General features: G+C 69.6%; 14 protein-coding genes. 11 read left to right on the top strand and 3 right to left on the bottom strand.

Annotated elements, in window-relative coordinates; translation table 11 throughout:
- From MIAR_RS11065 to MIAR_RS11040, 6 genes are all read left to right on the top strand, one after another.
- Positions 1-1,098 (top strand): ABC transporter permease (locus MIAR_RS11065; protein WP_349496964.1); only part of this gene is annotated, 1,098 nt, incomplete at its 5' end.
- Positions 1,095-2,012, top strand: a complete 918-nt coding sequence (locus MIAR_RS11060) for an ABC transporter permease (protein ID WP_285635446.1) — start codon at positions 1,095-1,097, stop codon at positions 2,010-2,012. The genes MIAR_RS11065 and MIAR_RS11060, both read left to right, overlap by 4 nt.
- Before the next feature lie 3 nt (positions 2,013-2,015).
- Positions 2,016-3,665, top strand: a complete 1,650-nt coding sequence (locus MIAR_RS11055) for an ATP-binding cassette domain-containing protein (protein WP_285635443.1) — start codon at positions 2,016-2,018, stop codon at positions 3,663-3,665.
- The gene (locus MIAR_RS11050; protein ID WP_285635440.1) at positions 3,662-4,648 is read left to right on the top strand and encodes a S66 peptidase family protein; all 987 of its coding nucleotides are present in this window, start codon (positions 3,662-3,664) and stop codon (positions 4,646-4,648) included. Before MIAR_RS11055 ends, MIAR_RS11050 begins: the two co-directional genes overlap by 4 nt.
- The gene (locus tag MIAR_RS11045; RefSeq protein WP_285635437.1) at positions 4,648-5,487 is read left to right on the top strand and encodes a serine hydrolase; all 840 of its coding nucleotides are present in this window, start codon (positions 4,648-4,650) and stop codon (positions 5,485-5,487) included. The genes MIAR_RS11050 and MIAR_RS11045 overlap by 1 nt, the downstream gene beginning before the upstream one ends.
- A 42-nt stretch (positions 5,488-5,529) precedes the next feature.
- Positions 5,530-6,228 carry a DUF2520 domain-containing protein gene (locus MIAR_RS11040; protein ID WP_285635434.1) on the top strand — a complete coding sequence of 233 codons (699 nt, stop codon included), beginning with the start codon at positions 5,530-5,532 and terminating at the stop codon, positions 6,226-6,228.
- A gap of 14 nt (positions 6,229-6,242) precedes the next feature.
- Here MIAR_RS11040 and MIAR_RS11035 read toward each other — a convergent pair whose 3' ends face one another.
- Complete coding sequence (locus MIAR_RS11035) at positions 6,243-8,057, bottom strand: DUF2207 domain-containing protein (RefSeq protein ID WP_285635431.1); 1,815 nt, start codon at positions 8,055-8,057, stop codon at positions 6,243-6,245.
- 94 nt (positions 8,058-8,151) lie between these two features.
- Here MIAR_RS11035 and lysS point away from each other — a divergent pair, with 94 nt between their 5' ends.
- Together lysS and MIAR_RS11025 are read left to right on the top strand one after the other, a co-directional pair.
- A complete protein-coding gene (gene lysS, locus MIAR_RS11030; protein ID WP_285635428.1) occupies positions 8,152-9,672 on the top strand; it encodes a lysine--tRNA ligase in 1,521 nt (506 codons plus the stop codon).
- Positions 9,673-9,687: 15 nt separating this feature from the next.
- A complete protein-coding gene (locus tag MIAR_RS11025; protein ID WP_285635426.1) occupies positions 9,688-10,866 on the top strand; it encodes a MarP family serine protease in 1,179 nt (392 codons plus the stop codon).
- A gap of 89 nt (positions 10,867-10,955) precedes the next feature.
- Here MIAR_RS11025 and MIAR_RS11020 read toward each other — a convergent pair whose 3' ends face one another.
- Positions 10,956-12,065, bottom strand: a complete 1,110-nt coding sequence (locus MIAR_RS11020; protein ID WP_285635423.1) for a DUF4192 family protein — start codon at positions 12,063-12,065, stop codon at positions 10,956-10,958.
- A 152-nt stretch (positions 12,066-12,217) separates the two neighbouring features.
- Here MIAR_RS11020 and MIAR_RS11015 point away from each other — a divergent pair, with 152 nt between their 5' ends.
- The 3 genes from MIAR_RS11015 (at position 12,218) to MIAR_RS11005 (ending at position 14,734) form a co-directional block, all read left to right on the top strand.
- Positions 12,218-12,394: a hypothetical protein gene (locus tag MIAR_RS11015; protein WP_285635420.1), complete on the top strand. Its 177-nt coding sequence runs from the start codon at positions 12,218-12,220 to the stop codon at positions 12,392-12,394.
- Between the two features lie 105 nt (positions 12,395-12,499).
- Positions 12,500-13,954 carry a cardiolipin synthase gene (gene cls / locus MIAR_RS11010; RefSeq protein WP_285635764.1) on the top strand — a complete coding sequence of 485 codons (1,455 nt, stop codon included), beginning with the start codon at positions 12,500-12,502 and terminating at the stop codon, positions 13,952-13,954.
- A 42-nt stretch (positions 13,955-13,996) separates the two neighbouring features.
- Positions 13,997-14,734 carry a hypothetical protein gene (locus MIAR_RS11005; RefSeq protein WP_285635417.1) on the top strand — a complete coding sequence of 246 codons (738 nt, stop codon included), beginning with the start codon at positions 13,997-13,999 and terminating at the stop codon, positions 14,732-14,734.
- 9 nt (positions 14,735-14,743) lie between these two features.
- Here MIAR_RS11005 and MIAR_RS11000 read toward each other — a convergent pair whose 3' ends face one another.
- Entirely contained in the window at positions 14,744-15,742 is a 999-nt protein-coding gene (locus MIAR_RS11000; protein WP_285635414.1) for a diacylglycerol/lipid kinase family protein, read from the bottom strand.
- Positions 15,743-15,839: the final 97 nt, after the last annotated feature.

Raw genomic sequence — 15,839 nt, 5'->3', positions numbered from 1 at the left:
CCCGGGGGCCCCCCGCCACGACGTCTGTTCCTGACGGACAAGGACAAGGAGACGCAGATGTCGAATGCGGTGCCGGCCACGGAGGCCGTCATCCTGGAGGAGCAGGGTGAGGCCCGGCCTCGCGGAGTCCCAGCGCTGAAGTACGCGTCGAGCAAGATCGGCGGAGCGCTGATCAGCCTCGTGATGGTGATACTGCTCGGCTTCTTCGCGTTCAAGATCCTCCCCGGCGACCCCGCCCGCGCAGCGGCCCGGGACCGCCAGATGACACCGGAGCAGCTCGAGCAACTGCGCCACCAGATGGGACTCGACAAGCCGCTCTGGCAGCAGTTCACCGACTACCTCGGCAACGTGTTCACGCTGAACTTCGGTCAGAGCTACGTGTACAAGCAGTCGGTGTCCTCTCTCATCGGCGAGTACTTCTGGAACACGATCCTGCTCACCGGCACCGCCGCGATCATCGCCATCGCGCTCGGTCTCTGGCTCGGGCAGAAGGCCGGATGGCTGCACGGATCGACCTTCGACAAGCTGACCACCGGCACGTCGCTCGTACTGTGGTCGGTGCCGACGTTCTGGCTGGGGCTTCTGCTGCTGATGATCTTCGGTGGCACGCTGCATTGGTTCCCCACCGGCGGGATGACCTCGCCGAATCCCCCCGCCGACGCACCGGGGCTGGTCCTCGACGTCATCTCGCACATGGTGCTGCCGGTGATCACCATGGTCGCTGTCGTGTACGCCCAGTACGTTCTGGTGATGCGGGCATCCGTCATGGAGGAGAGGACGGCCGACTACCTGGTCACGGCGCGGGCGAAGGGCCTGCGCGACGATCTCGTGCGCAGTCGGCACGCCGTGCCGAACGCCCTGCTGCCCGCGGTCACGCTGGTGTTCATGCACCTCGGCGGGCTCATCGCGGGCGCGGTGACCGTCGAGACGGTGTTCTCCTGGCCCGGCCTCGGCAAGCTCACCTTCCAGGCGATCCAGGGCCCAGATCTGCCGCTGCTGCAGGGCACCTTCGTCGTCTTCTCGGCGATCATCATCGTGATGAACCTCGCCGCCGACTTCGTCTACCGCTGGCTCGACCCGAGAGTGAGGCGCGCATGAGTGCTCAGATCGCCACCATCGCGCGCTCGCCGCGCAGACTGGCATGGATGCGGCGTCGCAAGGCGCTCGGCTCCTTCTGCAGGCAGTTCTCGCACAACCGCACGGGCATGGCCGGGCTGATTCTCCTGATGCTCGTGATCCTCATCGCGGTGTTCGCGCCGGTCATCGCCCCGGCATGGATGCTGGATGCCACGAAGCTGATCGATGCGCCTCGCTTCGCCCCTCCGTCCTGGGAGCATCCGCTGGGCACCGACCACCTGGGCCGTGAGATCTGGGTGCGCATGGTGTGGGGCGCGCAGGTGTCGCTGGTCGTCGGCTTCGCCGCCACCGCCGTGTCGATGCTCATCGGCACGATCGTGGGGATCGCCGCCGGTCACTTCACCGGCTGGACCGGTGGTCTGCTGATGCGCATCATCGACTTCTTCCTCGTGCTGCCCTCGCTGATCCTCGCGATCGTGCTGTCGTCGGTGCTGCAGCGCGGCGTGTGGACGATCGTCATCGCGATCGGTCTCACATCATGGGCGGGCACGGCCCGGGTGGTGCGCTCGCAGACCCTCTCGGTGGAGGCGCGCGATTACATCGAGCGCTCCCGGGTGCTCGGCGCCGGCCACTGGCACATCATCGTCAAGCACCTGCTGCCGGGGGTGCTGCCGCTCGTGCTCGCGAACACCACCCTCACTGTCGGGTCGGCCATCATCGCCGAGTCGACGCTGTCGTTTCTCGGACTCGGTGACACCACCATGCAGTCCTGGGGTGCGGTGCTGAAGAACTCGATGGACTACTCCGCAGCGACCGCCGGCTACTGGTGGTACGTGCTCGTGCCCGGCATCGCGATCGTGCTCGTGGTGCTCGCCTTCACTCTGGTGGGCCGCGCCGTGGAGAACATCGTCAACCCCACATTGAGGAGCCGTTGAGAGATGCCGGACCTGACTTTCGACGACGTCTCGATCACGTACCGCGCCTCGAGCAGCGGTGACGGCCGCGGTGAGGTGCATGCCGTCAAGAACATCTCGCTCACCCTGCCCGCCGGCGGCACGCTCGGCGTGGCAGGTGAATCCGGCTCGGGTAAGTCGACGCTCGCGATGAGCGTGCTGCGTCTGCTGCCGGCCAACGCGAAGCTGACCGGCCGTGTGCTCGTCGGCGACACCGACATCACCCAGCTGAACTTCGGCGCGCTGCGTGCGCTGCGCTGGGCCGATGCGTCGATCATCTTCCAGGGCGCGATGCACTCGCTCAACCCGGTTCGCACGGTGGGTCAGCAGATCATCGAGGCCCTGGAGCTCCACGTGACGGACTCCTGGCGAACCGACAAGGAGCGGCGGGCCCGCGTGGCCGAGCTGCTCCGTGTCGTCGATCTCGCGCCGCAGAAGATCGACGCCTACCCGCACGAGATGTCGGGCGGCCAGAAGCAGCGCGTGATGATCGCCATGGCGCTGGCCTGCGAGCCGGACATCATCATCGCGGACGAGCCGACCACGGCACTCGACGTGATCGTGCAGAAGCAGATCCTGGAGATGATCAGCGAGCTGGTCACCGATCGTGGCATCTCCATGCTGATGATCAGTCATGACCTGTCGGTGCTCGCCACCGCCTGTGATCGGATCGCCGTGATGCGCGACGGCGAGCTTCTCGAGGTCGGTGAATCGCTGCAGGTGTGCCTCGAACCGGAGCATCCGTACACCCGGCAGCTGGCAGACGCCTTCCCGACGATCGGCGACCCGGCATCCCGGCTGAATCCGGTGACCCGGCGCGAACGTCCCGCGCACGAGCGCGGACAGGGGATGACCGACGAGGTGCTGCTCGAGGCGAAGGGGCTGAACGTCACCTATCGCGGCCGCGGGTCCGCTCTGCGGGCCGTGAAGAACGTGGACCTCGAAGTGCATCGTGGCGAGATCCTCGCGCTGGTGGGTCAGTCCGGCTCGGGAAAGAGCACGCTGGCGCGCACGCTCGTGGGCCTGCAGCATCCGGATGACGGAGCGACGGTGCGCTTTCGCGGCCGGGACCTGCCGAGGAAGGGGCGCGCGCTGCGGGCCTTCCGCAGCGAGGTGCAGATGGTGCTGCAGGACCCGACCGCAGCGCTGAACCCGAAGCTGAGCATCTACGAGTCCGTCGCCGAGGGACTGCGCGTGCAGCGCTATCCAGGCGACGAGGCCGAGCGGGTCGTGCAGAGCCTGATCGACGCCGAACTGACTCCGCCGGAGCGGTTCATGGCCGCGATCCCGCAGGAGCTGTCCGGCGGCCAGCGGCAGCGGGCGGTGATCGCGGGAGCACTGGCGCTCGGCCCGCAGATGCTGGTCGCCGACGAGCCCGTCGCCTCGCTGGACGCGTCGGTGCGCGGCGAGATCCTCGCCCTGCTGCTCTCGCTGCGCGATCGCCTCGGACTCAGCGCCCTGGTGATCACGCACGACCTGGGGTTGGCGTGGAACATCGCCGACACCGTCGCGGTGATGCTGGAGGGCGAGATCGTGGAGTACGGCACGACCGAGCAGGTGCTGCTGGACCCGCAGCACGAGTACACCAGGAAGCTGCTCGCCGCGGCACCGACGATCGAGCGGAGCGGAGCATGAGCGGGACCGCCGTCGCCGCGGACCGGCACGCCTACCTGACTGAGGCGCCGCTGCAGCCGGGGGACCGGGTGCACTTCATCACCCCTTCCGGACTCGGCACCGCAGAGAGCCTGGAGCGCGCAGTCGGCTACTACCGCGACTGGGGCCTCGAGGTCACCATCGGCGAGCACGTGCTCGAGCCGCATCCGCGGGCGAAGTATCTCGCCGGTCCGGATGCCGGGCGCCGCGACGACCTGGTGGATGCCTGGCTCGACCCCGACACCGCCGCCGTCGTATGCGTGCGCGGCGGCTACGGAGCCATGCGCCTGCTGGACGGGATCGACTGGGAGCTCCTGCGGGGTGCGGCCCTGCGGCGCGACGGACGGCCGAAGCTGCTCACCGGGTCATCCGACATCACAGCACTGCACGAGGCGTTCCGCGTGCACCTCGACGTGCCGACGCTGTTCTGCCCCATGCCGGGCAACGACGTGTTCCGGGACTCGGAGGCGATCCGCGACGACGTGCACCGCTGGCTCTTCGAACCGTGGGGCGGACGCGGGATCGTCGGGCCGGCTGCGGAGGTGCTCGTGCCTGGCCGGGCAGCGGGACGGTTCACGGGCGGCAATCTGGCGCTGCTCGCCGGTGGGCTCGGAGCCTCGGAGTCCGCTGTGGCGCCCGAGGGCATCCTGTTCCTCGAGGACATCGACGAGGAGCTCTACCGCCTGGACGGGTTCCTGCTCGCCCTGCTGCGCGCGGGGCGCATCGCCGCGGCATCCGGGATCGTGCTCGGCTCGTGGCACAACTGCGCCGTGGCGGACGGGGTGGCGCAGCTCGACGGGGTGAAGGCCCTGATGACCGAGTACCTCGCCGGCCTCGGCAAGCCCGTGCTCTGGGAGCAGGGCTTCGGGCATGACCCGAACGCGCTGAGCGTGCCGCTGAACGTGGACGGCGTGCTGGAGGCCGGGGATGGCGGCGTCCGCCTGGCTGTGTTGGAGGGAGCCTGATGGCCGTGGAGCTGCCGGCGCTCGATGAGCGCGTCTCCTGGTCGATCCGCATCGTGGATGCCGACACCGCTGAGCTGCTCGCCGAGCACGCGCCCCACACCCAGTGCGAGACCGCGAGCGTCGGCAAGATCTTCCTGCTGATCGAGGTGGCCCGCCGCCTCGCGGAGGGATCGCTGTCGGCGGATCAGGTCGTCCCGATCCCCGCGGAACACGTGGTCGAGGACTCCGGACTCCTGTACCGGATGCTGAAGCAGTCCCTGTGCGTGCATGACGCGGCCCTGCTGGTCGGAGCGTTCAGCGACAACCTGGCGACCAACGCCCTGATCGCGCTGTGCGGGCTGGAGGAGGTGCGCGCAGTCGCGCCGTCGCTCGGCTATGCGGACACGTCGCTGCACGACTACATCCGTTCGGAGCGCACGCCCGACCTCCCGTGGACGCCGTCGTACGGCACGGGAGCCGAGCTCGCAGACGTGATGCGCAGGCTGGGCGCGGGCGATGTGATCTCGCCGGCCGTCAGCGGGCAGGTGATGACCTGGCTCGCGGCCGACGCGGACACGTCGATGGTGGCCGACTCACTGCTGCTGGATCCGCTGGCGCATGCCGACGCGGAGTACCAGGACATGGTGCTGCGCCACAAGACCGGGAGCACCTCCTTCGCCCGTGTCGACGTCGGGCACCTGACCGGCCCTGCGGGAGCCCTCGCCTATGCGGTGGCTGCGAACTGGAAGGGGTCCGCGGAGGACCTGCGCGCGCCGGTGACCGACGCCATGCGCGTGATCGGTGAGCAGCTGCGCCGGCACGTCACCGGTCGGGACCGGGCAGACGCGACGATGACCTGAACGGGCAGGCGCCGGTGCGGCGCTCCTCGATAGCATCGACGGATGACTCGAAACGGACGGCTCGGCATCGGCATCATCGGCGCCGGGAGGGTCGGACCGGTGGTCGGTGCGGCCCTCGCCGGGGCTGGCCACGCGATCACCGGCATCACCTCCGGCTCCGACGACGACCGTGCGGCGGCCGTGCTGCCGGGAGTCCCCGTGCTGGACGCTCTCGAGGTGGTGCGTCGCAGCGAGCTGGTCGTGATCGCGGTGCCGCATGATGAGCTCCCCGGGCTGGTGGCAGGCATCGCCGAGCTGGGCGGGTGGCAGATGGGGCAGCTCGTGCTGCACACCGACCCGTCTCACGGCATCGAGGTGCTGCGTCCTGCCGCCGAGCGTGGCGCCATCCCGCTTGCGGTGCACCCCGCGATCGCGTTCACGGGTACGACGATGGACCTGCGCCAGCTGCAGGCGGCGTTCGCCGCCGTGACCGCTCCCGCCCCGGTGCTGCCGATCGCGCAGGCTCTCGCCGTCGAGATGGGCTGCGAGCCGGTCGTCATCGCCGAGCAGGATCGCGCCGCCTACGGGGAGGCCATCGCCACGGCATCCGAGTTCTCCCGCTCCATCGTCGGGCAGGCGACCTCGCTGCTGCGCGGCGTCGGCGTCGAGAATCCCGGGGGATATCTGTCGGCGCTGGTGTCGTCCACGGTCGAGCAGGCGCTGCGAGAGGCATCCGGACCGCTGGACCCGCCGCTGCTCTGACCTCGGCGCCGACCTCAGCGCCCGCCGGAGAAGCCTCCGCCCCCGCCGCCGCCGGAGAAGCCCCCGCCGGTCGATCCGCCGGACGAGCTCGACGCGGTGTAGGTCGCGGCGGAGTTCATCGACGTCGAGTAGTGCGCCAGGTGCGAGTGCAGCGAGACGCCCGCGGCCACGTCCACCCAGCCGGGGCCGCTCTGCGATGCCGAGTAGCTGGTCTCCAGCACCTTCGTCCAGCTCTTCTCCTCGCCGAGCAGCATGGCGTAGGGGAGGAGCTTCTCGTACAGGTGCACCACGTCGACCGTGCCGTCGGACCGGCGTTCGGCGCCCTGGTAGGACTGCAGCATCTTGAGCCGGTCGGCCTCGGCGACGCGGATGAACTCCTTCACGCCCATCAGGTGCTCATGGCGCAGCGCGCCCTCGTAGGTCATCACCGTGTGCCTGCTGAAGGCGACGATGGAGCTGATCGCCACGACGACGCCCGCGGCGATGAGTGCGACGATGGACAGGCCGAGCAGCTCGCGGTCCTTCATCGCCGACCAGGTCAGGAACAGGGCGGTCGCTGCCAGCAGGGCGATGGATGCCCAGCCGAACGCCATCGCGGCACGGCTGCGCTCCTCGGTGAGCCAGCCGTTCTGCTTCGCCGCAGCACGGCCCTTCTGCACCAGCTTCTCCATGCGCTTCGCGAACTTCGTGCTGGACTTCGGGATCCTCCGCACGGTCTCCTCGCCCGGGAACAGGGAGTCGACCGCCGCCCGGTCGAGCGGCTGCGACAGGGGCGAACGATCGATCAGTCTCAGCGACGGACGTCGCTTGGCGTCCTGTTCCTCCTCCAGACGCAGCACCCCCTGCACGGCGAGATGCACCATCTGCGCCGGGATCGGGTTCGGCGCCCCGGGGATCAGTGGTGCGGCGGCCAGCGGCGGCAGTTCCGCGGGCACATCGAACTGCGCGACGATGATGCCCGTCGCGGTCTGGCGCCTCCGCTTCAGCGCAGCGAACGAGAACCACGCCCCGCTCGCCGTCGCCATCGCACCGAGCCCGACGACGGCGGGCCCGAAGTCCGCGACCGGATCGGGCATCCGCGCCTCGGGCTGGGTGACCGTGCCCCAATCGAAGCCGATCGCGATCGTCATCCCGTCGCCGGCGGCGCGCTCGCCGGATTCCACCGAGAAGCTCGCGCCCGCGGCGGACGATGCGGGCCCGTCGAGGGTGCAGGTGCCCTTCTGGCCTGTCGTGCCGCTGTAACAGGCGGTGTCGCCGGTGAGCGCCTCGGCCAGCGGCGGCGCGAAGGTGACGGTGGCCCGGAATCGGCCGATGGCCTGCGTGCTGTTCAGCGGCAGCAGGTTCCAGTAGAACTCGTCGTTGCGGGACTTCGAGCCGTGGATCATGAAGTCGCGCATCGTCGATTCGATGACATACGTGTTCGAGCCGTGCACGTAGTCGTCGTCCCCGGTGAGCACGAGGAGCATGCCGTCCTCGCTCTCGGTCTCGAACGGCACGTCACGGCCGTCGGCGTCCTTGACCGACAGGATGCGCAGGCTGAGCCCGGCGCCCTCGTACCGCTCCGGATAGCCGCGGATGATGCCCTTGTTCTGATCCGTCTGGGGGAACTCGGCCACCACGGTCTCGGTCACGTGCGCCACCGCATGACCGTCGGCGTCGAGGGACACCCGGTAGTCGGAGACCCAGGACGAGTAGGAGAAGTCGTCGACGTCGGCCGAGGCGGCGGATGCCGGGAGCAGCGCGGCGGCGATGGTGCCGACGGCCAGCGCGAGCACCACGAGGATGCGCCTGTGAGCGTGCGGCCGTGGGCGGAGCAGGTGGGGTCGCATGCTCACGAGGCTATCCCGGCCCCCGCGGGAGTCTCAGGGAGGGCATCGGCTCGCCGGTAGACTTGTGGGGACTTTCTGCAAGGAGCCCCCACCCATGACTGACGCGTCTGCGCCGATCCCCTCGCCCGAGTTCGAAGAGGACGTCTTCGAGCAGAAGGCCGTGCGTCTCGCCAAGCGCGACAAGCTGATCGCGAACCGGGCGGACGCCGGTGGCGGCGCGTTCCCGGTCGGGGTGCCGGTCACGCACGGGATTCCCGCCCTGCGGGCGCAGTACGGCGACCTCGAGCCCGGCGCCGAGACCGGCGAGATCGTCGGCGTTGCGGGCCGCGTGGTGTTCAGCCGCAACACCGGCAAGCTCTGCTTCGCCACTCTGCAGGCCGGTGACGGCTCGCGCATCCAGGCGATGGTCTCGCTCGCGAACGTGGGCGAGGAGTCGCTGGCGGGCTGGAAGGAGCTCGTCGACCTGGGCGACCACGTGTTCGTGCACGGCGAGGTGATCTCCAGCCGCCGCGGTGAGCTGTCGATCATGGCCGACGACTGGGCGATCGCCTCGAAGGCCATCCTGCCGCTGCCGAACGTGTACGCGGAGCTGAACGAGGAGACGCGCGTGCGCAGCCGCTTCCTCGACCTGATCGTGCGCGACCAGGCGCGCACCACCGTGCGCGCCCGCGCCGCGGTGAACGCCAGCCTGCGCGCGACGTTCACCAGCCACGACTACCTCGAGGTGGAGACCCCCATGCTGCAGGTGCAGCATGGTGGGGCATCCGCTCGTCCCTTCATCACCCACTCGAACGCGTTCGACACCGAGCTGTACCTGCGCATCGCGCCGGAGCTGTACCTGAAGCGCGCGGTCGTCGGCGGCATCGAGCGGGTCTACGAGATCAACCGCAACTTCCGCAACGAGGGCGCCGACTCGACGCACTCTCCCGAGTTCGCGATGCTCGAGGCCTACCAGGCGTACGGCGACTACAACCAGATGGCCGAGCTCACGCAGGAGCTCGTGCAGAACGCGGCCATCGCGGTCGCCGGATCCACCACGGTCACCTGGGCGGACGGCACCGAGTACGACCTGGGTGGCGAGTGGGACCGCATCTCCATGTACGTCTCGCTGTCCGAGGTGTCCGGCCGCACGGTCACTCCGCAGGACTCCGTGGAGGACCTCATCGCCTTCGCGAACGAGAACGGCGTGGAGATCCCGCCGCACGCCACGCACGGCAAGCTCGTCGAGGAGCTCTGGGAGCACTTCGTGAAGGGCGACCTGGTGCGCCCCACCTTCGTGATGGACTTCCCCGTCGACACCTCGCCGCTGGTGCGCGAGCACCGTTCGATCGCGGGCGTCGTGGAGAAATGGGACCTGTACGTGCGCGGCTTCGAGCTGGCCACGGGGTACTCCGAGCTGGTCGACCCGGTGATCCAGCGCGAGCGGTTCGTCGAGCAGGCGAAGCTGGCGGCCGGCGGCGACCTCGAGGCCATGCGCGTGGACGAGGAGTTCCTGCGCGCGCTCGAGCACGGCATGCCGCCGTCCGGTGGCATGGGCATGGGCATCGACCGCCTGCTGATGGCCGTCACGGGTCTGGGCATCCGCGAGACCATCCTCTTCCCGCTGGTCAAGTAACCGCCGGAGGCCGTGATGTTCGGGATCGTCGATCTTGCCATCGCGGTGCTGCTGCTCGCCGCCGTGGTGGCGGGGTTCGGTGCCGGGCTGTTCTCAATACTCGGCGCGCTGTGCGGGCTGGTCGCGGGCGCGCTCGCCGTGCCGTTCGTGCTCCCGCTGATCGCGCGAGCGCTGCCGGAGAGCGAGTGGCAGGGATTCATCATCGTCGCCGCGGCCGTGCTGCTGCTGGCTGTCGGGATGGGCATCGGCTCGGCGATCGGGGCGCTGCTGCGCCGCGGGGCCGACAAGCTGCGGCTGAAGTTCCTCGAGCGGATGCTGGGCGGCGTCGCCGCTCTGGTCGCCGGGGCGCTCGCGATCACGATGGCCGGTTCGGCGATCGCCTCGGCCGGCATCCCCGGGCTGTCGCCCGTCGTCGCCTCGTCGACCGTGCTGCGGACGATCGAGCAGTACACGCCGGCGCCGCTCGCCGAGGGCGCCGCCCGCCTGCGGGCGCTGGTGTTCGGCAGCGTGCCCCTGCCGACGGTCCAGGGGCCCGACAGCCCTGCGGCTCCGCCGCCGGACCTGAACGGCATCGACCTGTCGACGCCGGGTCTGAAGGCCGCGCAGGCCTCGGTCGCGAAGATCTCGGGTGTCGCCAGCCAGTGCAGCATCATCTCGACGGGCTCCGGTTTCGTGATCGCGCCCGATCGCATCATGACGAACGCGCATGTGGTCGCGGGCGTGACCTCGCCGGTCGTGGAACTGCCGGGGGAGCCGGCACGCGACGGTCGGGTGGTGTACTTCGATCCGGTCGACGACATCGCGGTGGTCGCGGCGGATGTCACGGCGAAACCGCTCGGGCTGTCCGACGCCCTGGCGCCGGGTGCCGGAGGTGCGGTGATGGGGTACCCGTTCGGAGGCCCTTTCCGGGTCGTCCCCGCAGGCGTGCTCTCCTCGTCGACCGCGTCGATCCAGAGCATCGACGGCAGCAGCAGCGACGAGCGCAGCATCTACGCGCTGCAGGCGCAGGTCGAGCCCGGCAACTCAGGCGGTCCGCTGCTCACCGAGGACGGCCAGGTCGCGGGCATGGTGTTCGCCAAGGACGAGGTCAAGCAGAACATCGGCTACGCGATGACGAACGCCGAGCTGCTGCCGGTCATCGCGCAGGCCGAGAACGCGACGAAGGGCGTGGCGACGGGCTCCTGCCGTCGCTGACGCGAACCGCACTCGTCGCGCCGACCGCGTTCCCGGCGCGCACCGCATCCCGCGCGCTCGGCCGGCGCCCGATGCCGGCTGCATCGCCCTCAGCGCCTCAGCACCCATTCGGGCAGCACGGCTGCGGACAGCATCGTCGAGATGAGAGAGGCCATGCTGTGCTCGGGGTCGATCCGGAGCGCCTCATCGACGTAGACGCCGGCGTGCGACGAGCGGCCGAGCGCCCAGGCGAGCCAGGCGGCGGCGGTCAAGGCGCCCGGCTTGGCCTGCCGGGGCGCCCGTGCGGCCGCGAAGCGCACCAGTTCCAGCGCGCAGCCGAGGCGGTCCGGGTCCGGCGGTGCACCGCGGCCCAGGAACACCTCGCCGATCGTGCGGGGGATGTCTCCGCCCTGTCGGGAGAACTCCATCTGGGCCTCCAGCGCGCGGCATCCGAACTCCCGATCCGTCGCCCACTGCACCAGGATGGCGTCCCGCAGTGCAGGCCGGTCCAGGCACCAGAGCAGCGCTGCGCAGCAGTACGGGTCGTCGTCGGCCGGTTGCTCGATGAGCTCCTCCACGAACCCGGGCAGATCATCGAGCACCTCCATGGCGGTGACCAGCGCGATCGGGTTCGCGTCTCGCGCCGGTGATGTCGACGGTCGCCGATCCAGGAGCTCCTCCAGCTCGGCCAGGGCGCGACCGACCCGCTCGCGGTCGGCGAGCTCGCTCCCCGGCAGTTCCGCGCCCGCGAGTTGGTCGCGGCGGACATCGCCGACGCCGGGTATCCCGTGACCGACGGGGATGCTCTCCAGTGGCCGGATCGTGGGGTCGTCCTCCCGATAGTCGCCCCACCCGTCCGGGGTGACGCACAGCGCGTCGACCAGGTGCAGGCCGGCCTCCAGGATCACGTCACCCAGGGCCTCGGCGAGGACGAGGTGCGGCAGGAGCACGCCGTCGGGGACCGGTAGCGGGTGGTCGTCGGTGTACACCGCGAGCGCGGCGGCGTCGACGCCACTGACCTGCAGGAGCGCGTGCACGGCGGCATCCGCGAACGCCTCAGGTTCGGCATCCGGTGCGGGCAGGTCGACCCGCAGCGCGCCGTGTGTGCGCGCACCGCGGAACGGCAGCAGCACGATGCTCCGCCGCGGGGTGAAGCCGGCCAGCGCCGGGACGATGCCGAGCAGCTCGGCGGGTTCGGTGGCATGGATGATCGTGGTCATGCCGTGAGTGTGCCCGTCATGCGCCCACGTGCGTCGACGCGGGATCCGCGGGATCCTCGGCATCCGTGCAGAAGTGATCCGCGATCACGGACTGTGCAGGGAGAACGGGCCGCCCGGGGGAGATCGACAGGAACTCCGCGTACGATGGAGGGGTGGACGACATCTGGATGGCAGTGGGGTGGTCCATTCTGCCGACCCTCGCGGTGAGCGCGGTGTTCGTGATCGTGCTCCGCGGCATCCTGCGATTCGATCGCACCGAGCGCAAGGTGCACGCCCGGATCGAGGCCGAGGAGCGCGCCGCGCGCGGACTCCCGCCCAAGGCATCCTGACCGCCTCGCACCGCTGAACGCGGCGTCCGCGGCTTCTGTCCCCGTCTGCGGCTACTCTGATCCAGAGTGATCAATGTCGTGACGGAGGGGGGCTCGGTGTTCGACATCAACAACTGGCCCTGGTGGGCCGTGCTCGGCTACCTCGTCATCGACATCACCGTGCGCGTCGTGTCGATCATCGTCGTGCCCCGCAACAGGCGTCCGACCTCGGCGATGGCCTGGCTGCTGGCGATCTTCCTCATCCCGGTCGTCGGGGTGCTGCTGTTCCTGCTGATCGGCAACCCCAAGCTGCCGCGCGCGCGGCGCCGCAAGCAGGAGCAGGTCAACGAATACATCGCCGAGGCCGCCAGCCACCTGAACTTCGGCTCCTTGCGTCCGAACGCGCCGGAGTGGTTCCCGCCGCTGGTCGCGATGAACCAGCATCTGGGCGCCCTGCCGCTGTCCGGAGGCAATGAGGCGCACCTGATCAGCGACTACCAGCAGTCCCTCGACGACATGGCCGACGCCATGCGGGAGGCAGAGCACTACGTGCATGTGGAGTTCTACATCCTGCAGAGCGACGCGTCGACGGACAACTTCTTCCGTGCCATGGAGGAGGTCGCGGCACGCGGCATCCCGGTGCGCGTGCTGCTGGACTACTGGGCCAACCGCTGGAAGCCGAAGTACCGCGAGACGCTGAAGCGCCTCGACGCGATGGGCGCCGACTGGCATCTGATGCTCCCGATCCAGCCGCTGCGCGGGCGCTTCCAGCGCCCCGACCTGCGCAATCACCGCAAGCTGCTCGTCGTGGACGGCTCGGTCGGCTTCCTGGGCTCGCAGAACATCACCGACTCCTCGTACAACCTGCCCAAGAACATCAAGCGCGGGCTGCACTGGGTCGACCTGATGGTGCGGGTGAAGGGGCCGGTCGTGGCCAGCCTGAACGCGGTGTTCCTGTCCGACTACTACGCCGAGACCGATCGGGTGCCGGATGCCGGCGAGCTGACCCGCGTGGAGCACGGCGCCGGTGAGCTCGGCTGCCAGGTCGTGCCGTCCGGGCCCGGATTCGAGGTCGAGAACAACCTGCGACTGTTCCTGGCGCTGCTGTACGCGGCGAAGGAGCGGATCATGATCGTGAGCCCCTACTTCGTCCCCGACGAGGCGCTGCTGCTCGCCGTGACGGCGGCCGTCGACCGTGGCGTGCAGGTGGAGCTGTTCGTCTCGGAGGAAGGCGATCAGGCCGTCGTCTACCACGCGCAGCGCAGTTACTACGAGGCGCTGCTGCGGGCCGGCATCCGGATCTGGATGTACCCCAAGCCGTACATCCTGCACACCAAGAGCCTCACGATCGACGACCAGGTCGCCGTCATCGGCTCGAGCAACATGGACATGCGCTCCTTCGGTCTGAACATGGAGGTGTCCATGCTCGTGCGCGGCGAGGAGTTCGTCGACGAGGTGCGTGTCGTCGAGGACGAGTACCGTTCGCTCAGCCGCGAGCTGACGCTGGAGGAATGGGACAAGCAGCCGCTGCGGTCCACGGTGCTCGACAATCTCGCCCGTCTCACCTCTGCACTGCAGTAGTGCGGTTGTGAGACGGATGCCCGTCTGGCGACACTGGGAGGTATGAGCCTCCCCCGACTCCGCCTGGTCCCGTCCGCTCTCGCGCTCGCCGCGGTGGCACTTCTCGCCGCCGGCTGCTCGACGACTCCGGCGTCGCCCCCGCCTACCAGCACGGGTGGGACGGACGCAACCGCCCCCTCGCAGTCGAAGGATCCCAGCGGCGAAGACGTCGAGGCGGCGTGGCTCGCCGGGGGAGGGTCGATCGGCATCGTCACCTGGGGCTCATCCTCGAAGGACTGCCAGCCGTCGCAGGCCGAGGTGAAGGCCGACGGACAGACCCTGCAGGTCACCCTGAAGGACCGTGCTGACGGCAAGACGCCCTGCACCGCTGACTTCGGACCTCGGGCGATCGCGTTTCCCGTTCCCGCCGGCGTCGACGTCACGAAGGAGGTCGACGTGAACGTCACCTACGGCGAACTCAGGGCGGATGCCGATCTCGATGCGCTCCCGTCCCCGCCGAGCGACACGGGCATGGGACAGCCCTCCGCGGGCTGGTTCGACGACCAGGGCATCCTGCTGATGACGTACGGATCCTCGTCCTGCCCGCCGATGCCGGAGCAGGTGCTGCAGACGAAGGATCAGATCTCGGTCTCCTTCGCGACGATCGACCGCGTGTGCACCATGGACATGGCGCCGCGTGTCACCGTGATCCAGTTGCCCCAGGAACGAGAGGGGGATGGGCCCTTCACCCTGACGCTGAGCGGCGACCACCTCGACGCCGAGGTTCCCGTCATCGGCTGAGCCGCCGGCTCAGAAGTTCGAGACGTCGTGCCCCTTCGGCAGCACGATGCTGAGGCCGCCCTGCTCGATCCGGCACGACATCCGCACGGCGGTGCCCAGCTCGTCTCCGTCCAGCTCGATGGAGGTGGGGGAGACCATGGCGGTGTCGGCCGTCCGTCCGCGCAGGTAGCGGATCGAGGAGTTCCGCCCGCGGCGCTCCAGCACCCGGCGCCCGGCACGCGAGCGGCGCAGCACCGAGTTGTCCCACCAGACCTTGCGCCAGATGCCCAGCCATCCGAGCGGTCCCGTCGGCTGGATGACCGCGATGTCCATCGTGCCGTCGTCGAGCGAGGCATCCGGCATCAGGGCGATACCTGCGGGGAGCGCCCCGCAGTTGGCGAACAGCATGCTGTGCACCTTCGTGGAATGCAGGCGGCCGTCGTCGAGCTGGTACACGACGCGGAACGGCTTCGCGCCCGGGAGGGAGCGCGCCGCGCCGTCGAGGTAGGCGATCCAGCCGACGGTCTTCTTCAGATCCGGGCGGGTGTTGGCGATCATGTCGGCGTCCAGGCCCATGCCCGCGAGCACGACGAATCCGTGCTCGGTCTCGGTGCCGTTCTCGCGGGTGAGGGATGCCCAGCCGATGTCCACGGGATGCGTGAAGCCGGTGAACACGGCTTCCATGACCTTCTCGGGATCGAGCAGCGGCAGACCGAGGTTGCGCGCGAAGAGGTTGCCCGTGCCGCCCGGGACGATCGCGAACGGCACGCCGGTGCCGGCCATGGCCTCGGACACGGAGCGCACGGTGCCGTCGCCTCCGGCGGCGAGCACCGCGGCCGCCCCCTCATCGAGAGCCGTGCGGGTGATGATCCGGCCGGGGTCGTCGATGCTGGTCTCGTAGAACCGCGGCGGTGCCCAGCCGTGCTTCTTCGACAGGGCCGTCAGCGTCGAGCGCAGCCGCCTGGCGTCGACCTTGACGGGGTTGAGGACGAGCGCCGCGTGCGTGCGCGCGTTCCCGGATGCCGACATGTCGCAACTCTACGGCTCAACACGATCACGGGCGCGCAGGGACCGCATCCGCCGCCGCACGGACCGCTCAGGGGCGTCGGAGCCGCTCGGTAGACTT

It is taken from the genome of Microbacterium arabinogalactanolyticum (assembly GCF_030268005.1).
In the GTDB taxonomy this organism is placed as follows: Bacteria; Actinomycetota; Actinomycetes; order Actinomycetales; family Microbacteriaceae; genus Microbacterium; species Microbacterium arabinogalactanolyticum.
This window is presented reverse-complemented; position numbering and strand designations above follow the sequence as displayed.